General features: G+C 66.2%; 23 protein-coding genes. 11 read left to right on the forward strand and 12 right to left on the reverse strand.

Annotated features, from left to right (window positions below; genetic code table 11):
• Positions 1-24 precede the first annotated feature (24 nt).
• Positions 25-828 (forward strand): EcsC family protein, encoded by an 804-nt coding sequence (locus OOZ48_RS17105; protein WP_269500030.1) that lies wholly within the window; start codon positions 25-27, stop codon positions 826-828.
• A 30-nt stretch (positions 829-858) separates the two neighbouring features.
• Here OOZ48_RS17105 and OOZ48_RS17110 read toward each other — a convergent pair whose 3' ends face one another.
• The 3 genes from OOZ48_RS17110 to OOZ48_RS17120 all read right to left on the reverse strand — a co-directional run bounded on the left by OOZ48_RS17110 (position 859) and on the right by OOZ48_RS17120 (position 2,349).
• Positions 859-1,362 carry a cupin domain-containing protein gene (locus tag OOZ48_RS17110; RefSeq protein WP_269500031.1) on the reverse strand — a complete coding sequence of 168 codons (504 nt, stop codon included), beginning with the start codon at positions 1,360-1,362 and terminating at the stop codon, positions 859-861.
• Positions 1,359-1,805: a two pore domain potassium channel family protein gene (locus OOZ48_RS17115; protein WP_269500032.1), complete on the reverse strand. Its 447-nt coding sequence runs from the start codon at positions 1,803-1,805 to the stop codon at positions 1,359-1,361. Before OOZ48_RS17115 ends, OOZ48_RS17110 begins: the two co-directional genes overlap by 4 nt.
• 91 nt (positions 1,806-1,896) lie before the next feature.
• Positions 1,897-2,349 carry a MaoC family dehydratase gene (locus OOZ48_RS17120; protein ID WP_269500033.1) on the reverse strand — a complete coding sequence of 151 codons (453 nt, stop codon included), beginning with the start codon at positions 2,347-2,349 and terminating at the stop codon, positions 1,897-1,899.
• A 299-nt stretch (positions 2,350-2,648) separates the two neighbouring features.
• On the opposite strand from OOZ48_RS17120, the gene OOZ48_RS17125 reads away from it, so the two are divergent.
• Together OOZ48_RS17125 and OOZ48_RS17130 are read left to right on the forward strand one after the other, a co-directional pair.
• The gene (locus OOZ48_RS17125; RefSeq protein ID WP_269500034.1) at positions 2,649-3,611 is read left to right on the forward strand and encodes a dihydrodipicolinate synthase family protein; all 963 of its coding nucleotides are present in this window, start codon (positions 2,649-2,651) and stop codon (positions 3,609-3,611) included.
• Position 3,612: 1 nt separating this feature from the next.
• Positions 3,613-4,419 (forward strand): enoyl-CoA hydratase-related protein, encoded by an 807-nt coding sequence (locus OOZ48_RS17130; RefSeq protein WP_269500035.1) that lies wholly within the window; start codon positions 3,613-3,615, stop codon positions 4,417-4,419.
• On the opposite strand, the gene OOZ48_RS17135 is transcribed toward OOZ48_RS17130, so the two are convergent.
• Complete coding sequence (locus OOZ48_RS17135) at positions 4,420-5,508, reverse strand: LacI family DNA-binding transcriptional regulator (RefSeq protein ID WP_269500036.1); 1,089 nt, start codon at positions 5,506-5,508, stop codon at positions 4,420-4,422.
• A 302-nt stretch (positions 5,509-5,810) separates the two neighbouring features.
• Here OOZ48_RS17135 and OOZ48_RS17140 point away from each other — a divergent pair, with 302 nt between their 5' ends.
• The 6 genes from OOZ48_RS17140 to OOZ48_RS17165 all read left to right on the forward strand — a co-directional run bounded on the left by OOZ48_RS17140 (position 5,811) and on the right by OOZ48_RS17165 (position 12,070).
• Positions 5,811-7,049: a CaiB/BaiF CoA transferase family protein gene (locus tag OOZ48_RS17140; RefSeq protein WP_269500037.1), complete on the forward strand. Its 1,239-nt coding sequence runs from the start codon at positions 5,811-5,813 to the stop codon at positions 7,047-7,049.
• A gap of 14 nt (positions 7,050-7,063) precedes the next feature.
• A complete protein-coding gene (locus OOZ48_RS17145) occupies positions 7,064-7,663 on the forward strand; it encodes a TRAP transporter small permease (protein WP_269500038.1) in 600 nt (199 codons plus the stop codon).
• Positions 7,663-8,934 carry a TRAP transporter large permease gene (locus tag OOZ48_RS17150; RefSeq protein ID WP_442867608.1) on the forward strand — a complete coding sequence of 424 codons (1,272 nt, stop codon included), beginning with the start codon at positions 7,663-7,665 and terminating at the stop codon, positions 8,932-8,934. Before OOZ48_RS17145 ends, OOZ48_RS17150 begins: the two co-directional genes overlap by 1 nt.
• Positions 8,935-8,951: 17 nt before the next feature.
• Positions 8,952-9,941, forward strand: a complete 990-nt coding sequence (locus tag OOZ48_RS17155) for a TRAP transporter substrate-binding protein (protein WP_269500040.1) — start codon at positions 8,952-8,954, stop codon at positions 9,939-9,941.
• Between the two features lie 85 nt (positions 9,942-10,026).
• Positions 10,027-11,187, forward strand: a complete 1,161-nt coding sequence (locus tag OOZ48_RS17160) for an acyl-CoA dehydrogenase family protein (RefSeq protein WP_269500041.1) — start codon at positions 10,027-10,029, stop codon at positions 11,185-11,187.
• A 103-nt stretch (positions 11,188-11,290) separates the two neighbouring features.
• On the forward strand, positions 11,291-12,070 hold the full coding sequence (locus OOZ48_RS17165; protein WP_269500042.1) for a 3-ketoacyl-ACP reductase: 780 nt from the start codon (positions 11,291-11,293) through the stop codon (positions 12,068-12,070).
• Between the two features lie 67 nt (positions 12,071-12,137).
• Here OOZ48_RS17165 and OOZ48_RS17170 read toward each other — a convergent pair whose 3' ends face one another.
• The 8 genes from OOZ48_RS17170 to OOZ48_RS17205 form a co-directional block, all read right to left on the reverse strand.
• Positions 12,138-12,896: an SDR family NAD(P)-dependent oxidoreductase gene (locus OOZ48_RS17170; protein ID WP_269500043.1), complete on the reverse strand. Its 759-nt coding sequence runs from the start codon at positions 12,894-12,896 to the stop codon at positions 12,138-12,140.
• Positions 12,897-12,922: 26 nt separating this feature from the next.
• Positions 12,923-13,960, reverse strand: coding sequence for a proline racemase family protein (locus OOZ48_RS17175; protein ID WP_269500044.1), 1,038 nt, complete (start codon positions 13,958-13,960; stop codon positions 12,923-12,925).
• Positions 13,961-13,970: 10 nt separating this feature from the next.
• The gene (locus OOZ48_RS17180) at positions 13,971-15,245 is read right to left on the reverse strand and encodes an NAD(P)/FAD-dependent oxidoreductase (RefSeq protein ID WP_269500045.1); all 1,275 of its coding nucleotides are present in this window, start codon (positions 15,243-15,245) and stop codon (positions 13,971-13,973) included.
• Between the two features lie 13 nt (positions 15,246-15,258).
• Complete coding sequence (locus tag OOZ48_RS17185; RefSeq protein ID WP_269500046.1) at positions 15,259-16,260, reverse strand: 4-hydroxyproline epimerase; 1,002 nt, start codon at positions 16,258-16,260, stop codon at positions 15,259-15,261.
• Between the two features lie 63 nt (positions 16,261-16,323).
• On the reverse strand, positions 16,324-17,049 hold the full coding sequence (locus OOZ48_RS17190) for an amino acid ABC transporter ATP-binding protein (protein WP_269500047.1): 726 nt from the start codon (positions 17,047-17,049) through the stop codon (positions 16,324-16,326).
• A 2-nt stretch (positions 17,050-17,051) separates the two neighbouring features.
• Entirely contained in the window at positions 17,052-17,705 is a 654-nt protein-coding gene (locus tag OOZ48_RS17195; protein ID WP_269500048.1) for an amino acid ABC transporter permease, read from the reverse strand.
• Between the two features lie 4 nt (positions 17,706-17,709).
• The gene (locus OOZ48_RS17200; RefSeq protein WP_269500049.1) at positions 17,710-18,372 is read right to left on the reverse strand and encodes an amino acid ABC transporter permease; all 663 of its coding nucleotides are present in this window, start codon (positions 18,370-18,372) and stop codon (positions 17,710-17,712) included.
• A 62-nt stretch (positions 18,373-18,434) separates the two neighbouring features.
• Complete coding sequence (locus OOZ48_RS17205; RefSeq protein ID WP_269500050.1) at positions 18,435-19,262, reverse strand: ABC transporter substrate-binding protein; 828 nt, start codon at positions 19,260-19,262, stop codon at positions 18,435-18,437.
• Positions 19,263-19,527: 265 nt separating this feature from the next.
• On the opposite strand from OOZ48_RS17205, the gene OOZ48_RS17210 reads away from it, so the two are divergent.
• Together OOZ48_RS17210 and OOZ48_RS17215 are read left to right on the forward strand one after the other, a co-directional pair.
• Positions 19,528-20,598, forward strand: a complete 1,071-nt coding sequence (locus OOZ48_RS17210) for a LacI family DNA-binding transcriptional regulator (protein ID WP_269500051.1) — start codon at positions 19,528-19,530, stop codon at positions 20,596-20,598.
• A complete protein-coding gene (locus OOZ48_RS17215) occupies positions 20,595-21,686 on the forward strand; it encodes a DegT/DnrJ/EryC1/StrS family aminotransferase (protein WP_269500052.1) in 1,092 nt (363 codons plus the stop codon). The genes OOZ48_RS17210 and OOZ48_RS17215 overlap by 4 nt, the downstream gene beginning before the upstream one ends.
• Positions 21,687-21,728: the final 42 nt, after the last annotated feature.

Below are 21,728 nucleotides of genomic sequence, written 5' to 3' on the forward strand. Positions count from 1 at the left end.
CGCGTGCGCCGTATGCTGGAACGCATGGGTTCCGCCACACTGACGACATCGCTGTCCACCGCAGATCTCGCGGATCTGCGGCTGGCCCGGCATTTGCTGGAGCACCCCGGCCTGGCGGCGCGCATGACCAATCTGCTGGGCGCGCCCATCGAGCGCGGCCTGCGCGCCCTGCCCAAGGACTGGAATGCCCGCATCGACAGCATCGCCCGCGCCGCCCTGACGCGCGCGGCCGATGCCGCGCTGTTCACGATGCAGGACCGGCCCGGCGAGACCTCATCGCGGCTGTGGCATAAATTCGGGGCCGCCGCCAGCGGCGGCGTAGGGGGATTCTTTGGCCTGGCGGCGCTGGCGGTGGAATTACCGGTCTCGACCACCGTGATGCTGCGATCCATCGCCGACATCGCCCGCGCCGAGGGCGAATCCATCAGCCACGCCGGCACCCGCGTGGCCTGCCTCGAGGTCTTTGCGCTGGGCGGCCGCTCGGGGTCCGACGACGGCGCCGAAAGCGGCTATTTCGCCGTGCGTGCGGCGCTGGCCAAATCCGTCACCGACGCCACCCAGTTCCTTGCCGCGCACCACGTCGCCGCCGAGGGCGCGCCCGTCATGGTCCAGCTCATCACGCGCATCGCCAAGCGCTTCGGCGCGGACGTGACCAGCAAGGCGGCCGCGCAGGCCGTGCCCGCCATCGGCGCCATCGGCGGTGCCGCCATCAACCTGGCCTTCATCGATCATTTCCAGGACATGGCGCACGGGCACTTCATCATCCGGCGGCTCGAGCGCACCTATGACCCCGAAACCGTCCGGCGCGCCTACGACGACCGGCCCTAGCATCCCGTCCGGCCGATCCGTGCCTGCACGCTAATCCACGCCCTTCAGCAGGCGCAGGATCCAGTCCCCGTGCCGGCCGAGCGCCGGCTGGATGTCGTCCAGGCGCGCCAGCTGGAAACCGCCGAAATCGAACCCCGGCGCGACCGCGCAGCCCACCAGGGCGTGGTCCGCGGAGGGCGCCAGTTCGGCGGCGAACCAGCGGCCGGCCGGCACAGTGGCCTGGTACACGGCGCCGGGATGCGCCAGCGGATCGCCCAGGCGATGGGTGGCCAGCCCGCCGTCGGCTGCCAGGACATGCAGGTCCAGCGGACCGCCCGCATGGAAATACCAGGTCTCGTCCGCGTCGATCCGATGCCAGGCCGAGCAGGCGCCATCGGCCAGCAGGTAATAGATCGAGGTCGCGGCCGCGCGCGGACCGCCCCCGAACGGCACCTGCAGATCCGAGCGGAAAGTCTCGCGGTAGTAGCCGCCCTCGGGATGGGGCCGCAGCCCCAGGCCCTCGATCAGGCCGCGCCAGGCGCCCGGGGTGCTCATGGTGCCCCCTTGGGCGGCGCGCCGTCCACCTCGCGGCCTGCACGCCGCTCGGATTCGTCAGGCACAGGCCAGCCCGCAGGGGCTGCCCTGTGTCCGTCCTCATCCCCGCCGTCGAGGTGGAATTTATGGAGCAGGCGGTGCGCCACCGGCGCCAGGACCACGCCCAGGGTGGCCATGAACACCAGGCCGACGAAAATGCCGAAGACCGAAAAGAAGATCTTGCCGCCCACCGTCGCCGGCAGGATGAACGGCCCGATGCCCGCCACGATGAGGGCGGCATTCAGGACGGCGTCATGCCAGGTGATGTCCTCGAACCACATGTTGCCCAGCACCCCCAGGCACAAGGTGCCGAGGATCAGCGCCAGGGCATAGACGACGTGGGACAACACCCGGCGCACGAAATCCCGCAGGGGCAGCAAATCATGATGTTTGGATTCGTACATCGCCTTTCACCCACAGCCGTGTGCATGATGGCGACACCATACCAGAAGCGCCGGGCCGCGGGGCGCCGTCGCGGCGCCCCCACGCCTGGCATCAGTCCTTCGGCACCCATTTCAGGATGTGCGTGGCGATGGCGATCTGCTCGCCGCGCTGGTTGACCGCCGTGACCGACGCGGTGCTGCGCCGGCGCTCGGGATCGATCCCCACGACCTCGTAGTTCACGGTCACGGTGTCGCCGATCAGCGCCGCCTTCAGAAAGCGCACGCGATCGTAGCCCAGCGAAACCGGCACTTCGGAATCGCTGGGCTGCTGGATGCCGGCCACGATCAGGCTGGAGGTCGTCGACATGAATCCCATGATCAGCACGCCGTGCGCGATGCGTTCGCCGTAATACGAGTCGCGCATGTACTGCTGGTTGGTATGGACGGGCGCCAGGTCGCCGGTGATCCCCGCGAACATGTAGACGTCGCTTTCGCCGATCGTCTTCGAAAACGTGACCTTGTCGCCGACCTTGAGATAAAAATCCTGCCCTGCTGCTTGCTGCATTGCTGCCTCCTTGTTGTGCCTGGTCCGCCAGGCGTGCCGCCCACCGTCCGCCCCGGGCGCACGGCGCCCGGCCACGAGGGGCCTGTTCCTGGATTCTATACAAAAATGAAAACGATATCATCCAAAACATACAAGCACTTGGATACAAACCTGTCGGCGTAATCTGCAACTCCATGGCCATAATAAGGTTTTACCTATGAGGAAAGCCCGGTATCCCATCGGCCCGGATGGCTTCTGTATATTGACCAGATTTCATGAAATCGATATCATCGAACTTTGATACTTCCGAGGAGCACAAGATGAGTCCCACAGGTTCGCCGTACGTTCCAGCCGGGGTGATACCGGCCGTCCTCATGCCGTTCAAGGACGATCTATCGATCGACGAGGGCGCCTACAAGCGGCACCTGGCCGACCTCGCGGGCGTCCCCGGCGTGACCGCCCTGACGATCAACGGCCATGCGGCCGAGGTCCACGCCCTGTCCTTCGAGGAACAGCAGCGCGCCCTCGACCTCACCATGGATGCGGTGGGCGACCGCACGCGGGTGATCTGCGGCGTCTATACCGAAAGCACGCAGCAGGCGCAGCGCCTGGCCCGCATGGCGCGCGACGGCGGCGCCTCGTGCCTGCTGGCGTTTCCGCCCAACGTGCTGATGTTCCGGGGCGAGGACCGCCCCGAGCTGTTCGTCGACTACTACCGCGCCCTGGGCGAGGCCACCGACCTGCCCATCGTCCTGTTCCAGTTCCCGAAATGGACCGGACTGCAACTGTCCCTCAAGACCCTGGTCAGCGTCTGCGAGGCGGTGCCGACGCTGGTGGCGATCAAGGATCTGTGCTCCGAGCCCGCGCTGCACGAAAAAAACATCCGCACGCTGCACGCCCTGCCGCGGCCGGTGTCGGTGCTGACGACCCACTCGTCCTGGCTGATGGGCTCGCTGGCGATGGGCGCGCGCGGTATCATCTCGGGCGCCGGCAGCGTCATCGCCGACCTGCAGTCCGCCCTGTTCCAGGCCTACCAGGACGGCGACAAGGCCCGCTGCGAGGCGGTCGGCGCCCGGGTGTATGCCGCGGTGCAGGCCTTCTACGACCAGCCCTATATCGACTGGCAGGCGCGCATGAAGGCCGCCCTGGTGTCGCTGGGCCGCCTGCCCGCAGCCCACGTGCGTCCGCCCCTGAAGGCCATCGACGACCCGCAGCGGCTGGCCCATTGGCTCGATCAGGCCGGCCTGACGCCCGAGACCGTCTACCGCAATGCGGACGCCTGAGATGGGCGGGCAAGCATGCCCGGACGCCACGGACGGCGGCGCCCTGGTCCTCAGCGACCGTCCGGCACCCGGCATCCTGGTCCTGACGCTGAACCGTCCCGCCAAGGCCAATTCCCTCAGCACGGAACTGCTGATCCAGCTGTCGGACCACCTGGCCGGCGCCCAGCAGGACGACACGGTCGCCTGCGTGGTGCTGACCGGGTCCGACCGCGTGTTTTCGGCGGGCGCCGACATTTCCGGCATGGTCCATCAAGGCGTCGACTGGTACCTGGGCGAGGAACGCCTGGCCCGCTGGGCCTTCCTGCAGGACTACCCCAAGCCCCTCATCGCCGCAGTCAACGGCCATGCGCTGGGGGGCGGTTGCGAGCTGGCCATGCTGTGCGACATCATCATCGCCGGGACCAGCGCCCGCTTCTGCCAGGCTGAAATCGGGATCGGCGTGATCCCGGGCGACGGCGGCACGCAGCGCTTGCCCCGGGCGGTGGGCAAATCCCTGGCCATGCAGATGATCCTCACGGGACAGCCGATCGACGCGCAGCGCGCGCTCGAGGCCGGGCTGGTGTCCGAGGTCACGGACCCGGCCGACACCGTCGCCCGCGCGATCCAGATCGGCGCCCAGATCGCCGAGCACCCGCCGCTGTCGGTCCAGCTGGCCAAGCGCGCCGTCAAGGCGGCGTTCGAGCAGCCGCTGTCCGACGGCCTGCTCTTCGAGCGCGCACGGGTCGTGGACGTCTTCGGCACTGAGGATCGCGCCGAAGGCATGCGGGCCTTCCTGGAAAAACGCCGCCCGCGCTATCAAGGACGCTAGTCAACGCGCGCGCGCCCCGGCAGAGGCCGCGCGTGCCTTGCGCGCCGCCTGGGCGCGTGGCGGCGGCGCCGTGGTCGAGCGCAGGATCAGGTCGGCCTGCAGCTCGACGTGTTCGCTGACGGACTGCCCCGACAGGCGCCCGATGAGGTAGTGCGCGGCGCCCTCGCCCATCTCGGTGGCCGGCACCTCGATGGTGGTGATGCCCGGCGGAAAATGCGCGCACAGCTCCAGATTATCGAAGCCGATCACCGACATCTGCCCGGGCACGTCGATGCCCTTTGCCGTGCATTCCACCAGCACGCCGAACGCCAGCACGTCCGAGGCGCAAAACACCGCGGTGGGCGGACGATCCAGCGCGATCAGGCTGCGCAGCGCCTCGCGGCCCGCGGCGACGTTGTAGGGCTTTTCGATCAGGTATCCCGGCGGCAGTTCGAGGCCGGCGGCCGCCAGCGCCGCCTTGAAACCCTCGACGCGGCCACCGGCGCGGTCATTGTCGCGCGTGATACCGGCCACCATCGCAATGCGCGTATGGCCCAGGTCCATGAAATGGCCGACCGCCTTGCTGGCGACCCCCACATTGTCGAATCCCACGCAGGGATAGCGGCCCTCGGCATGGTACGTGTACGTGGTGATCACGGGAATCTCGTTTTCCTCGAGCATCGTGATCAGGCCGGGGTGATGGACCCCGCCGACCAGCACCAGGCCCTCGACGCCGCGCTCCACCAGGGTGCGGGCCTGCTGGAATTCCTCTTGCAGCGAATAGCCCGATGCCGTGACCAGCAAGGAATAGCCGTTCATGCTGAGGATGCGCTGCAGCGCCTCGACCTTGCGGATATAGATCGCGTATTCCAGGGTGGGCAGCACGGTGCCGATCAGGCGGGTGCGCCGCGAACGCAGGGCGCGGGCGGCGCCGTTGGGCATGTAGCCGAGCTTGAGGGCGGCGGCCTTGATCCGGGCCAGGGTCTCGGGCTGGACCTTGTCCGGCTGGGACAAGGCGCGCGAGGCGGTCGTGATGGACACCTGGGCGCCTGCCGCGACGTCCTTCAGCAGCACCTTGCGATTGCCTTTGACAGTTTTTTTGGTATTCATCGATAGAGCTTGTTCCCGGGCGCCCGGCATATCCACACACACTCGAAATGATACATGGAGGCAGCCGCGGGTCGAAAACGGCTGTCGCAAGTCGGCTTGCCGCCCGCCGATCGCCGATTTGATGCGAACGTTTTCAATTTACTCCCTCTTTGGAACAATTGTGTCTCACCAAGGGATTTCCCCTATGTTGACACGATATGAAGGACCAGTTTACTCTAAAAAATGAAAACGATTTCATCAATTTCCGGGCCAGCGGCCTTTGCTGCGGGCGCGGGTGCAGATACCACGAGGAATGGAGACCGATGCTGAGCCAGATGAAAATCCTGAGCCTTTGCCACTACCTGCAGGGGCCCGGCGCCGTCCAATACCTGGCCGACATGGGCGCCGACGTCATCAAGCTGGAGCCGGTCGGCGGCGCATTCGAACGGGCCTGGTCGGGCGCGGACGTGTATGTCGGCGACGTCAGCGCGTTCTACCTGTGCGCCAACAAGAACAAGCGCAGCCTGGCCCTGAACCTGAAGGCGCCCGAGGGCCGCGAATTGTTCTTCAAGCTGCTCGAGCGCATCGACGTGCTGGTCGAGAACTTCAGGCCCGGCGTCATGGATCGCCTGGGCCTGGGCTACGAGGCGCTGAAGGCGCGCAAGCCCGGCCTCATCTACGCCTCGGCCACCGGTTTTGGCGGTACCGGCCCGATGGCCGAAAAGCCCGGCCAGGACCTGCTGCTGCAGGCCCGCACAGGCCTCATGGCGGTCACCGGCCACCCGTCCCGGCCGACCGCCGTGGGCTGCGCGGCGGTCGACCAGCACGGCGCCGCGCTGCTGGCCATGGGCATCCTGGGCGCCTACGCCAAGCGCCTGACCACCGGCGAGGGCACCCGGGTTGAAGGCAGTCTGTTCAACGCCGGCATCGACCTTCAGGCCGAAGCCCTGACGGGCTTTCTCAGCGGCAATTTCACCGCCGCCAAACTGCAGCGCGACGAGCATCTGGCCACGTGGTTCCACCAGTCGCCCTACGGCGTCTACGAGGCGCTCGACGGCTTCGTGGCGATCTCCAACATCGACCCGGTCAAGCTCGCCCAGGCGCTCGAGAGCGACGCCCTGATGGACATGGCGCACCTGAACCGCTTCGAGGACCGCGACGACTACGCCCGCGAGGTCGCCGCCCAGGTCGCGCGCCGCACCATCGCCCAGATCAGCGAGGCGTTCGACGCGCTCTCGCTCTGGTACGCCCCCGTCCAGGACTACAACGACCTGCTGCGGGATCCCCAGGCATTGCACAACGAGGTATTCCGCATGATCGAAATCGACGGCAGTCCGGCAACGCTGGTCAACCACCCGATACGCTACGACGGCAAGGCGCCGGCGCTGCACACGCTGGCGCTGACGCCCGGCGAGCACAGCGCCCAGATCCTCGAGGAAATCGGCTGCACCGCCGACCAGATCCGGCAACTGGCCGCGCAGGGCGTCGTCCGCACGGCCGACGCCCCGGCGCACGGGAAGAAACACTGGCGGGCCGTCCAGCGCCCGGCTGCGACTGCATGACGGCGGGCACGGTCATGGACGACAAAAACCCACCCCCGCGGTTCGTCCGCTTCATGGACGGGCTCAACGGCCTGCTGATCAAGCTGTGCGGCCTGGCCTTCGCCATCATGGTGGTCTCGATATTCTTCGGGATCCTGATCCGGTTCGTTTTTTCCCACCTGGCGCTGCACATCGCGGCGCCGTGGACGGACGAACTCGCCCGCTACCTGCTGATCTGGTCCGTGTTCATCGCGGGCGGCGTCGGCGCACGCACCGGGCAATTGATCGGCATCGACATCCTGGTCACGCACCTGCCGGCGCGGATCGGCCAGTCGGCAAAATACATCGTCCACGCCCTGTCCATCGGCTTTTATGTGGCCCTGATGGTGATCGGCTGGCGCTGGATGGAATTCGGCCAGATCGAGATGTCGCCGGTCATGGACATCCCGATGTCCATGGTCTTTGCCGCCATGATGGTCGGCGGCCTGCTGATGGCGCTCAACACCATCGCCCTGATCCTCGAGGCCCGCTCGCGTGGCAAGGACATCCGCCACGCCGCCAGCGCCGAGACCGAGATCGATGATCTCGTCAACCAATATGCCACTGAAACCCAGCCACAGGGCTCACTGAAATGATACTCGTCCTTGCGTGCAGCCTGATCCTGTTCATGGCATTGAGCATGCCCATTGCCGTTGCGCTGGGCTTTTCTTCCCTGCTGGCCCTGCTGCATCGGGGCGAACCGGCGATGATGCTGGCCTCCAGCGCCTTCGAATCCCTGGATTCGTTCAGCCTGCTGGCGGTGCCGTTCTTCATCCTGGCCGGCAACCTCATGCAAAAGGGCGGCATCGCACGCCGCCTGGTGAACCTCGCGCAGGCGATCGTCGGCTGGATCACCGGCGGCCTGGGCGCCGTGGTCGTCCTGACCTCGATGTTCTTTGCGACCATGTCGGGCTCGTCGTCGGCCACCGCGGCGGCGATCGGCTCCATGGTGATCCCCGAGATGGAGAAAAAAGGCTATCCGCGCCGCTTTGCCGCCGCGATCACGGCCTCGTCTGGCGAACTGGGCGTCATCATCCCGCCCTCGATCCCGATGATCATCTATGCCACCTCGATGAACGTCTCGATCGGGGACCTGTTCATCGCCGGCATCCTCCCGGGCATCCTCATCGGCCTATCGCTGATCCTCACCGTGTACATCATCTCGCGGCGGATGGGCTACGACCGGGGCAATGGCATCGGCCTGCGCACATGGATCCTCGAACTGGGACCCGCCGTGCGCGACTCCGTTTTCGCCATCATCATGCCGGTGCTGATCCTCGGCGGCATCTATACCGGCTGGTTCACGCCCACCGAGGCCTCGGTCATCGCGGTGGTGTACGGCGTGATCGTGGGCATCTACGTCTACAAGGAGCTTCGCTGGCGCGAGCTGCTCGAGATCTTCGGCCGGTCCGCCCTGATCTCGTCGGTGGTGCTGCTGCTGGTGGCCTTCGCCTCGATCTTTGCCTACATCCTGACCATCAATCAGGTACCCCAGAAGGTCGGCGCGGCAATCGCCGCGTTCTCGGACGATCCGATCGTCTTTCTGCTGCTCATCAACATCCTGCTGTTCGTCGTCGGGATGTTCATGGAGACCCTGGCCTCGATCATGATCCTGGGTCCTATTCTCGCACCGGTGGCCGTCATGTACGGCATCGATCCGATGCACTTCGGCGTCATCATGATCGTCAACCTCGCCGTCGGCATGGTCACGCCGCCGGTGGGGATCAATCTCTTCATTGTCTGCCAGGTTGCGCGGGTCAGCATGGAGCGCCTCATGCGCCCCTTGCTGATATTCCTGGGCGTGCTGATCGTCGACGTTCTGATCATCTCGTACCTGCCCTCGCTCAGCCTCATCCTGATCCAGTAAACCAAGGAGGATTCAACATGTCCAAGAAGACACCGTCAACTTCGATCAAGCTCGCCCTCGCGGCGGCCATGGCCGGCCTTGCCCTTGGGGCCCAGGCCGCCACCCTGGAGCTGCAGCTGGGCCATACCCAGCCGGTCAACAGCCCCTACGACCTGACCTCGCACAAGTTCGCCGAGATCGTCGCCCAGAAATCCAACGGCGACATCAAGGTCAACGTGTTCCCGCAGTCGCAGCTGGGCGGGGAAGTCAAGATGATCCAGGCGGCCCGCCTGGGGTCCCTGGACATGGTCATCACCGCCCAGGCCGTGCTGGGCCCGACCATCAAGGAATACATGATCTTCGACACGCCCTACCTGTTCGACGACATCGAACAGGCCAACAAGGTGCTGGCGGGCCCCGTCGGGCGCAAATACCTCGACATGCTGCCCAAGTACGGCCTGGTCGGCCTGGATTTTCTCTATGCGATCGAACGCGACATCGCGTCCACCAAGCCGATCAAGAACGCGAAAGACTTCGAAGGCCTGAAACTGCGCGTCATGCAGGCGCCGGGCTACGTCAAGACCTACGAAATGCTGGGCTCGCAGCCCACGCCCATGGCCTACAACGAGGTCTACCTGGCCATGCAGCAGGGTGTGGTGGACGGCGGCGATTTCTCGCCCGAAAGCGTCACGCTGGACAAGTTCACCGAGGTGGCGGACTACTTCAACCTGACCAAGACCCAGTACCTGCCCGCGCTGCTGGTGTACTCGAAGAAGAAATGGGACGCCCTGCCGCCCGAGACCCAGAAGCTGCTGCAGGACGCCTCGGCCGAAACGATGACCCACGCCGCCGGTTTCTACAAGCAGACCTACGACCAGGCGATGGCCGAGCTCAAGCAGTCGGGCATGACCATCATCGATAGCGACCGCGCCGACATCAAGAAGGCGGTCGTGGACGTGAAGACCGAGCTCTTCAAGTCGATCCCCGACGGCCAGAAGCTCTACGACGAAATCCAGGCCGCCAAGTAAGCAGCGAGGCGCCTGCCTGCGGTGAGGGACTTCGCACGCAGGCGCCGATCCCAGATCGAACATGAATGTGAATGACGAACAGACCATGAGCAATGAATCAGTATCCGCAGCGGACCGCCAACTGCTGCAAGAGGCCGCGACCCGGTTCGCGCGCGAGAAAATCCAGCCACTGGCGGCGGAACTGGACCGCAGTGCGAGCTTTCCCCGCGACCTCTATCGCGAGATGTGCGGGCTGGGCCTGTTCGGGGTCACCGTGCCGCAGGAATATGGCGGGGTCGGCGCCGACTGCCGGACGTACGCCATGGTCATGGAGGCCCTGGCCGGCGGCTATGCGGCCGTGGGCGATTACTTCAGCCTGATGGAATTGGTGTCCTCCCTGCTGGCGCAGCACGGCACCCCCGAACAACGGACGAACTATCTGGCCCCTCTGCTGAGCGGCGAGCGCCTGTGCGCCTTTGCGCTGACCGAGCCGCAGGCGGGATCGGACCTCGCCGGCATCAGCACGACCGCAAGGCGCACCGGGACGGGCTGGGTGCTGAACGGCTCCAAGCTATGGATCCAGAATGCGCCGGTGTGCGATTTCGCGCTGGTGCTGGCCCGCATCGACACCCCGGATGACCCCAAGGCCACGGGCGTGTTCATCGTGGATGCCGATCGCAAGGGATTCAGCCGCGGCCCCGCGGAGGACAAAATGGGACAGCGGGCCTCGCAGGTCGGCGCCCTGTACTTCGACGGCATCGAGCTGCCCGCGCACGCCCTGCTGGGGACGGCCGGTAAAGGGCTGCGCACGATGCTGGGCGCCCTGGACAAGGGCCGGGTCGGCATGGCGTCGCTGGCCGTCGGCATCCACCAGGCGGCCCTCGACGCCGCGCTGGAGCAGGCGCTGGCCCGCAGGCAGTTCGGACGGCCGATCGCGGACTTCCAGGCCATCCAGTTCATGCTGGCCGACATGGCCAAGGACCTGCACGCGTCCAGGCTGCTGGTGCAGGATGCCGCGCGCCGCCTCGACCATCGCGAGGACGCCTCCCAATACTGCTCGATCGCCAAGTGCTTCGCCACGGATGCGGCCAACCTGCATGTGTCCAACGCCCTGCAGGTGTTCGGCGGCAGCGGCTACATTCGCGGCTTTCCGATCGAGCGGCTGTTTCGCGACGCGCGGATCACCCAGATCTATGAAGGCACGAATCAGATTCAAAGAATCATCATCGCACGCAAGCTGATGGCGGGCGCCGCAACGCCCGCCTAGCACCGCGCAAAGATTTGCTTTACCTATCAACAGGCAACACAAAGGAAGAACACATGTTCTGCCACGCACCGGCTGTACCCCCGCCCGAATCCAGGAGGCGGCCATGAACCCAGCACGCGAGGACCGGCGGGTCGCGATCATCACCGGCGCGCGCCGCGGCATCGGGCGCGCCACCGCATTCGAACTGGCCCGCCAGGGATACGACCTGGTGCTCAACGACGCGGTCGACGACGCGGGCGTGCGGGAGGTCCTGGACGGTGTCGCCGCCCTGGGCGCGCGGGCGGAATTCATACACGCCGATATCGCCGACTTGTCGACGCACGACGCCATCGCCGAGCGGGCCTACCGGGCATACGGCCGGCTGGATGCCCTGGTCAACAACGCCGGCATCCAGGTCCGCCAGCGCGGCGACCTGCTGGACGTGACGCCCGAGCGCTTCGACGAGATCGTCGGCATCAACCTGCGGGGCAATTTCTTTCTCACACAGAACGTATCGCGCCGCATGCTGGCCGACGGACGGACCGACAGCCGCTGCATCGTGACGCTGACCTCGTCCAATGCGGAGCTGGTCTCTGTCGAAAAAGGGGAATACTGCGTCTCGAAGAGCGGCCTGTCGATGGCCGTCAAGCTGTTCGCGGTGCGTCTGGCCCAAGCCGGCATCTCGGTGTTCGAGATCCGCCCCGGCCTCATCCGCACCGACATGACGGCGGAGGTCCGGCAGCACTACGGCGACAGGATCGACGAGGGGCTGTCCCCCGTGCGCCGTTGGGGTGAGCCCGAGGAGGTCGGGCGCGCAGTGGCGACCTTGGTGCTGGGGCTGCTGCCCTTCGCAACAGGCATCGCCGTCGACATCGACGGCGGCTTGCTGATTCCGCGGCTGTGACGGGCGGGCGGGGCGTTCGGGCGCCACGGCCCGCACGCCCCGCCTGGATGATCCAGGCGCCCCTAGACTAGATAAAGCCGCCGTTCACGTGGATGACCTGCCCGGTGACGTAGCTGGCCTCGGCCGAGGCGAGGAACGCCACCATGGCCGCGACTTCCTCGGGCTTGCCGATCCGGCCCATGGGGATCTTGCGCGCAAAGTCCTCCCATTCCTCGGCCGAGATGAACTGCTCGCCATGGAACTTCGCGATCAGGCCGGGCACGACGCAGTTGGCCGTCACCCCTTGCGGGGCGACCTGCAGGGCCAGCGCCCGGGTGAGGGCCTCGAGCCCCGCCTTGGCCGCTGCCGAGGCGGGAAAGAACGCGTAATCCGAGCGGAAGACATGCACATTGTGCGTGCTGATCGTAATCACACGCCCCGCCTCCGAGCGGGCCAGGAGCGGCAGCGCCCGGGTGGCGAGCTCGAAGAACCCGCCGGTGACCACGTCGTGGACGCCGTCGAATTGTGCGCGGGTGAGCTCGCCGATGGGCTCACGGACCGGATATCCCGCATTGGCCACCAGCACGTCCAGTCGCCCGTAGGCCTCGACCGCCGCATCGACGAGGGCGCCGGCCGTCGCCGGATCGGCCAGATCGCCCAGGACGATGCGCGTCGCCGCGCCGGCGTCCTCGAGCTCGCGCGCCATGGCCTCGCAGCCCTCGCGGTTCGCGAGCGCATGGATGACAAAGCCCATGCCGGGCGCGCAAAGGCGGCGCGCGATGGCCGCGCCGATGCCGGAGCCCGAGCCGGTGATGATCGCGGCGCGCCGGCAGGAAACTGATTTCATAGCGTGTCTCCGATAGGGAAGATGAGTCAGCCCAGGTCTTTCTTCCAGACGTCGCTGAGCGTATAGCCGGTCGGGAACGGATCCGAGGGATCGACCACGTACTGGTGAAAGCCCGTGATCCAGGCCTGACCCGCGATGGTCGGCCGCACCCCCTGGTAGGGCCCCACGGACAGGGTCTCGGTGATCTGGCCGACATACTCGGTGCCGAGGATGGAATGGTGGATGAAAGGCTCGCCCACAGCGATCTGTCCCTTGGCGTGCATGACGGCCAGCCGCGCGCTGGTGCCGGTGCCGCAGGGCGAACGGTCGATCCGCCCCGGCGATACGATCACCGCGTTGCGCGCCGTCTTGCCCCGCTCGGTGTGCTCTACCGGACCGGCGAACAAGGTCTGGTTGATGGTGTGGATGCCGGGCTCCTCGGGGTGCACGGCCGGGATTTGTTCGGCGGCCGCAGCCTTGATGCGCTCGCCGACCTCCACCAATTCGGCCGCCTCGCTGCGCTGGATCTTGTAGCCCAGGGCCTGGGCATCCACGATCACGTAAATCATCCCGCCGTAGGCCACGTCGACGACCAATTCCCCGATGCCGGGTACCTCGATCTTGCGATCCAGGGCGAACACGAAGCACGGCACATTGGAAAAACGCACGCTGGTGCACTTGCCATTGGCGCATTGCGCCTCGACGGCGACCAGCCCGCCGGGCGCCTCCAGCGTCAGGCGGGTGACGGGTTCCTGCATGGGTATCATGCCGGTTTCCAGCAGCGCCGTCACCGTGCAGATGGTGTTGCTGCCCGACATGGGGACGTAGTATTCGGATTCCATGATCACAAAACCCACGTCCGCCTCGGGATGGCAGGCGGGCAGCACCAGGTTGATGCACTGGGCCACGGTGCCGCGCGGCTCGTAGAGCAGCGTGCGGCGCAGGTCGTCGCCCTGGTCCTGCAGGTAGGTCATCTTTTCGAACAAGGTCTTGCCGGGCACGTCCAGGACGCCTCCCACGATGACGTCGTTGCGCTCTCCGGCAGTGTGGACACCCACCACGTTGATCATTCTATTGAAACGCATGTGACTCCCCTCAGGTCGAGAAACGTTGTAGCGAAAAAGCGGCCAGGTCGCCGGCTGCGCCTGCCTCGTCATCCAGCAGGCGGCCGACGTGCCGCGCCGTGGTCGCGCCCAGGGTCAGGCCCACGTGGCCATGCCCGAACGCGTACAGGACGCGCGGGTTGCGCAGCGAGGCACCGATCACCGGCAGCGAATCGGGCGTGGTGGGCCGCGCCCCCATCCACAGGACGGGATCGTCCACCTGTGCGGACGGAAAGAACTTTTGGGCCAGGCGCAGCAGCGCCCGATGGCGCGCCGGATTCGCCGGCGCGTCCGCGGCGGCGAACTCCGCCGTGCCACCGACCCGCAAGCCCGGCCCCAGCGGCGAGGCGACGAACTTGCGTTCGGCAAAAATGACCTCCCGGTTCAACAAGGCGCGGGATTGCGGCAGGGTCACGGTATAGCCGCGTTCGGCGGTCAGGAGGACCCGATCGCCGAGGCTGGCGGCCAGACGGTCCGACCAGGCGCCCGCCGCCACGACCAGGCGATCGGCCGTCCATCGCCGGCCGTCCGCGTCCCGGGCGCCGGGCCGGCCCTGGGGATCGATGAACAGGCCAGCCGCCCGCCCTTGGATGAACCGCGCGCCGCGCTCGCGCACCTGTCGGCCCAGGGCCTGGACGATGGATCTGGGATCCTCGACCGTACCCCAGTCGTCCGCCATGATCGCCCGATGAAAGACGCGGGCCAGGCCCGGTTCCATCGCGGCCAGCTCGTCGGCCGGCACCTCGCGCCAGGCGACACCCAGTTCGCGGCGCAGCGCCCATTCCGGCTGTTCGTCCCGAAAGCCTTTTTCGGTTTCGAACACGGTCAGGGCGCCATCGCGATGCAAGTGGCCGGCAAGACCCAGGTCCTGCAGCATGGGCACTAGATCGTCATAGACGGTGCTCATGAGCGCCGCCAGCGCGCGTGCCGCGGCCAGATAACGGTCCCGGTCCTGCATCCGGGCCAGGGCCAGGGCCCAGGGCAGCATGCGCGGCAGCGCGGTCCAGCGGACCGCCAACGGGCCCAGCGGATCCAGCAGCCAGCCGATGGCCTTGAGGCTGAATGGCGACACGGCCAGCGGCAGGACCTCGCTGATCCCGATACCGCCCGCATTGAAGCTGGACGCCCGGGCGCTCTCGAAGTCCGGATCCAGGAGCGTGACTTGCCAGCCGCGGGCCAGCGCATCGCGGGCGCTGGCCAGGCCGACCACGCCCGCGCCGACGATCAGCACATGACCGCGCGCCGATGTTGAAACCTCGGAAACCATGAAAAGAGCCTCCTCAGGCCAACTGAAAGCCATGGGCAAGCGGGTCGCGCGTGTCCACGGTGATCAGATTGGTCCCCGTCACCCGGGCCCAGCCTTCGACGGTCGGGATGATGGCGGGGCGGCCGAGCACGTCCGCGCGCTCCTGCGCGGTACCCGTGAAGCAGGTGCCGATGATGCTCTCGTTGACGAAGGGCTGTCCCATCGCCAGGTCGCCGCGCGCCACCAACTGGGCCACACGCGACGAGGTCCCCGTGCCGCACGGCGACCGGTCGATCCCGCGTTCGCCGAAGAACACCGCATTGCGGCTGTCGGCCTCCGGCTGGGTGGGCTTGCCGATCCACATGACGTGCGAAATGCCCCGGATTTCCTCATGCACCGGATGCACGACCGAATAGCGTTCGTTGGCCAGCGCGCGCAGCTTGGGGCTGTAGTGCAGGATGTCGGCGGCGGTCAAGGATTCCAGGCCGGCGTAGTTGTCCTGGGGCTCGACGATGGCATAGAAGTTCCCGCCGTAGGACACATCGAAGCGCACGATGCCCATGCCCTCGAGTTCGACTTCGAGGCCGACCGCGTGCACGAAGGCCGGGACGTTCGTCAGGCGCACCCGGTCGACGTGGCCGTCCTTCATGAAATACTCCGCCCGCACCAGGCCCGCGGGCGTGTCCAGCCTGAGGACGCCCGATTCGCGAGGCTCGATCAGACCTTCCTCGATGATGCTGGTGACGGTGCCGATGGTGCCGTGCCCGCACATGGGCAGGCAGCCGCTGACCTCGATGAACAGGACGCCCACATCGCAATCGGGGCGCGTCGGCGGATACAGGATCGTGCCGGACATGGCATCGTGTCCCCGCGGCTCGAACATGAGCGCGCGCCGGATCCAGTCATGGTTGCGCAGAAAATCGTCGCGGCGCGCCAGCATGGTGTCGCCGCGCAGCTGCGGCGCCCCCGAAATCACCATGCGCACCGGATTGCCGCAAGTGTGGCTGTCAATGCAATGAAACGTACGCTTTGTCATAGTCGATCCATCGATGGGAAGGCCCGTAGGCCGAATGGCGGGACCGGACGCCCGGCCCGCCGGTCAGGACAGGACGCGCTGCAGGAACTGGCGCGTGCGTTCTTCGCGCGGCTCGCAGATCACCTGGCGCGCGGCGCCGATCTCGCAGATGTGCCCCTGGTCGAAAAAGGCGACGCGATCGGCGCTTTCGCGCGCAAAGCCAATATCGTGCGTCACCATGATCAGCGTCAAGCCCCGCGCCTTGAGCTTGCGGATCGTGTCGAGCACCTCGCCGACCAATTCGGGGTCCAGCGCGGACGTGACCTCGTCGAACAGCATGTAGTCCGGCGCCATGGCCAGGGCGCGTGCAATGGCCAGGCGCTGCTGCTGGCCGCCCGACAGGCGCGCGGGCTTGGCGTCGACCTTGTCGCCCAGACCGACGTAGGCCAGGTGCTCGCGCGCCAGTTCGCGTGCCTGCGCGCGGCTCATGCCCTTGACGATACGCGGCGCCAGGGCGACGTTTTCCAGGGCCGTCAAATGGGGGAAGGCGTTGTACTGCTGGAAGACCAGCCCGAGTTTCTGGCGCAGCTGATTGATGTTCGTGCCGCGCGCATGCACCTCGATCCCGTCGACCAGGATCTGGCCGCTGTCGATGGGCTCCAGGCCGTTAATGCATTGCAGCAAGGTGGACTTGCCCGAGCCGCTGGCGCCGATCAGGCACAGGACCTCGCCCTTGGTGATGGTGAGGTCGATGCCGCGAATGACCGGTTGCGCGCCGTAGCTCTTGTGCAGATTCCTGATCTCGATCATGCCTATATTCTCTGTTCGAGCCATCGCCCGTATTTTGAAATGGGGTAGCAGATGACAAAGTAGAAGAGCCCCACGCCCAGCAGGATCAACAGGGCCTCGTTGGACCGGGTGATGACGATCTGTGCGGCGCGCAGCAGCTCGATGTAGCCCACCACGCTGACCAGGGCGGTGTCCTTGGTCAGGCCGATCAAGGTCCCGATCCAGGCGGGCAGCATGGTGCGCAGGACCAGCGGCACGGTGATGCAGCGCTCGACCTGCCAGCCCGTCATGCCCAGCGAGCGGCCGGCCTTTTGCAGTTGCACGGGCACCGCGCGGATGCCGGCGCGCACCAGCTCGGAGGTCTGCATGCCCATATAGAGGCTGAGGGTCAGCAGGCCCACCTCCAGCGGATCCAGCGGCACGCCAAGCGCCGAAAAGAGGCTGTTGACCAGGATGAACTGGATGATCAGCGGCACGCTGCGGATGACGTCCACCGGAAAGGCCATGAGCCAGCTGAACACCGGGCTGCGCTCGCGCAGCCAGCCCAGCGCGCAGCCGAGGATGGTGCCGGCGGCCCCCGACACCACGGACAGCAGGATGGTGCTCAGCCCGCCCTCGAGGATGAACCACAGGTCGGACCATTGCAGGCCGGCGTACGGCGTCAGCGAGAACTGCATGGCCTCAATCCCTGAAAATGCGCCAGGCGGCCGTCAATGCGCCCAGGCTGATGATCTTGGCAATCACGTAGTACATGCCCGCGGCCACCAGGAAGAATTCGAAGGTCCGGAAAGATTCCGCCTGCGCCATCTGGGTGGCGCCCGTGAGTTCCCGCAGGCCGATCATCATGCCCAGCGAGGTATTCAGCAGCGCCCAATTCACCTGATTGACGAACGGAAAGAAAATGATCCGGAACAATTGCGGGAATATCACGTAGGTGAAGCTCTGGAACGCATTCATTCCCAGGGACCGCGCAGCAGGCGCCTGCTGCGGCGCGACGCCCTCGAGGCCGCCGCGCAGGACCTCGGCCAGGTATCCGGCATTGTTGAAGACGATGGCGATCAGCAAGGCGGTATAGCTGGACAAGTGCAGGCCGACGGCGCCCAGCCCGAAATACGCCATGTAGATCTGAAACAGGGCGGGCGTATTGCGCGCCGACTCGATCCAGGCACCGGCGAACAGCGCCAGCGTGCCCTTGCCGTTGCGCCGCCACAGCGCCAGCGGGATGGCGGCCAGCAGGCCCAGGACGACGGACAGGACGGTGATCTGGATGGTCAGGAAAGCCCCGTCGAGCAGCATCGGGAACTTGGCCCACACCATCGACCAGTAGAAGTCATAATCGAACATTCACCACCCCGTCCGTATCGACGACGGGCCCACCAAGGGCCGTCGCCTGTCCTCAGGACTTCTTAGTAGATGCCCGGAACGCCCAGAGCAGGCGCGTCGCCGGGGGCGAAGTACGTGTTGTAGAGTTCCTTGTAGCGGCCGGTGATGCCCTGGTTCCAGACAAAGACCTTCAGCCAGCGCAGGAACTCGGTGTCGGACTTGCGCACCGCGATGCCGCCCAGGTCGAGTTCGACCGGTGCCTCGCCCGCCATCGTGAACGACGGGAACTGGCCGCTCTTGATCAGCGCGCCGGCGGTGCCGCTGGCCAGCAGCAGGGCGTCGATCTTGCCCTGGTTCAGCGCCATGAAGCTTTCAGCCTCGTTGCCGTAGGTCAGGAACTTGGCCTTGGGGTCGTTCCAGTCCTTAACGAACTTTTCCAGGGCCAGCGCCGGCGTCGTGCCCGTCACGCCACCCACTGTGCGGCCCTTCAGGTCGTTGAAATTGCTGATGCCCGCGTCCTCGCGGGTCAACACCATGACCGTATGGACGATGTAGGGCTGGGTGAACGCCACCGACAGCGCGCGCTGCGGGGTGATGGTCGTGCCGGCCACCAGGACGTCGATGCGGCCCGACACCAGCGCGGGAATGCGTTCCGGCGAGGGCGTCTCGACGATTTCGAGCTCGGCGCCCAGCGCCTTGGCGATGTCCTTGCAGTAGGCGACGTCATAGCCCTCGGGCTGATTGTTCATGTCGCGAAAGCCCAGCGGGGGGAAATCCAGCTGCACCCCGCAGCGCATCTTTTTCTCGGAAATGATCTTGTCCAGCGTGTCGGCCTGCGCGACACCCGCCGTCATGGCGAGGCCGACCAGCGCCCCTGCGAGGGCCAACGCGCCCCAACGTTTCGTCTTCATCGTCTGAGTCTCCTGATTGTCCAGTCCTGCCGAAGCAGCCCTTCAGGTCTGTTTGCCTGAGGTGTGGACACTGTAAAATGTAATCGATTACTGAAAAATAGATGTTAACCCTAATAAAATTACTCCAATGAAAACAATATGGTAAAAACACACAGCCTCTCCATACGAAAAAACCTTTCACATTTAATACTGTTGATTTGAGTATCGTTTACATCTCGGGTAATCCCTATCGACGGCCATCCTTCCTAGACGTACACTCCTCGCCATGCCAGCCCCCACCCCCGGATCACCCGTCAAGCGCGCCAGCGTCAAGGATGTTGCGCAGGCCGCCGGCGTGTCGGTGGCCACGGTCTCGCGCAGCTTCAATCTGCCCCAGACCGTACGCCCCGAACTGCGCGAGCGCGTATTCGCCACCGCCGAACATCTCGGCTACAGCCCCAACCCTTCGGCCAAGGCCTTGCGCCTGCAGCGCACGCGTATCGTGGGCGCCGTGTTTCCATCGATGAATCACGGGATCTATGCGCAGATGCTCAATGGGTTCCAGACGGAACTCAGCCGCGAGGGCTATCTGACCGTGCTGGTGACCGTCGGCTTTGACAATACGAACATCCACGACCCGGTGCGCCGGCTCGTGGAGCACGGGGCGGAGGCCCTCATGATCGTCGGCCAGATCGAGGACCGCAGGCTGGTCGCCTATCTGGAGCGCACGCGCATCCCGGTCGTCTGCACCTATTCCAAGCTGCCGGACAATCCCTTCCTGACGGTGGGCGTCGACAATTACGACGCGGTGCAACGCATGGTGGCGTATCTCCATGGCCTGGGCCATCGGGAATTCGCCATGATTTGCGGCCGCACCCAGACCAACGACCGGCAGCGGGCCAGGCGGCAGGCCTTCATCGACGCCATGGCATCGCTCCGGATCGACAGCCCCCTGCGGATTTTCGAGGCGCCCGACCATACGTCCACCGATTTTGCCGCCGGCGTGACGCGCGCCCTGCATACCGAGCACCCCGAGGTGACCGCCCTGGTCTGCACCAGCGACATGTATGGCATCGCGGCCATCCACACCGCCCAGAAAATGGGCCTCGACGTCCCGCGCGATCTCTCGATCACCGGCTTCGACAGCCAAGGGGTGTCGGCCCTCACCTCGCCCGAACTCACCACCATCGCCGTGCCCGGACTCCAGATGGGCCAGCAGGCCGCGCATTCGATCCTGCTGGCGATGAACGGCGACACGCCCGTGCGCCACATCGACCTCGAGATCCCCCTCGTCATCCGTGAATCCTGCGGCCCGCCGCCCTACAATAGGTCTTTTTCCGAAACTCGACCGACATGATCGACTTCATCGACCTCAAGGCCCAGCAGGCCCGCATCAAGCAACAGATCGACGCCAACATTGCCCGCGTCCTGGCCCACGGACAATACATCCTGGGCCCCGAGGTCGCCGAGCTCGAGGAACGCCTCGCGGCCGCCATCGGCGCGCGGCACTGCATCAGCTGCGCCAACGGCACCGACGCGCTGCAGATCGCCCAGATGGCGCTGGGCATCGGCGCGGGCGACGAGGTCATCACCCCGGGTTTCACCTACATCGCCACCGTGGAAACCGGCGCGGTGCTGGGCGCCCGCCCGGTCTACGTCGACATCGACCCGCGCACCTGCAACCTGGATCCCGCCAAGCTCGAGGCCGCCATCACGCCGCGCACCCGCGCGATCATCCCGGTGTCCCTGTACGGCCAGTGCGCCGACATGGACGCCATCAACGCCATCGCGCAGGCCCATGGCATCCCGGTCATCGAGGACGCCGCACAGAGCTTCGGCGCCACCTACAAGGGCCGCCATTCCGGCAACCTCAGCACCATTTCCTGTACCAGCTTCTTTCCCAGCAAGCCGCTGGGCTGCTATGGCGACGGCGGTGCGCTGTTCACCAACGACGACGCGCTGGCCACCGTCATCCGGCAGATCGCGCGCCACGGCCAGGACCGCCGCTATCACCACATCCGGGTGGGCATGAACAGCCGCCTGGACACCCTGCAGGCCGCGATCCTGCTGCCGAAACTGGACATCCTCGCCGAGGAACTGGCGCTGCGCCAGGAGGTGGCCGGGCGCTATGACCGCCTGCTGGGCGCAGCCGGCATCGCCACACCCTACGTCGAGCCCCACAACGTCAGCGCCTGGGCGCAATACACGGTGCGGGTGCCGAATCGCGATGCCGTGCAGGCGGCGCTGAAGGCAGCCGGGGTGCCGACCGCCGTACACTATCCGATCCCCCTGAACCAGCAGCCCGCCGTGGCCGACCCGGACGCCCGACTGCCCGCGGGCGACGCCGCCGCGCGCGAGGTCCTCAGCCTGCCCATGCATCCGTACCTGGGCGAGGAGCAGGCGCGGGTCATCACCCAGGCCCTTGTGTCGGCCGTCGGATCCTAAGCCGCCCGTCCCATCCCGCCCTCTCGGCCGCCGCGCAAGGCG

It is taken from the genome of Castellaniella sp. S9, assembly GCF_027257175.1.
In the GTDB taxonomy this organism is placed as follows: Bacteria; Pseudomonadota; Gammaproteobacteria; order Burkholderiales; family Burkholderiaceae_B; genus Castellaniella.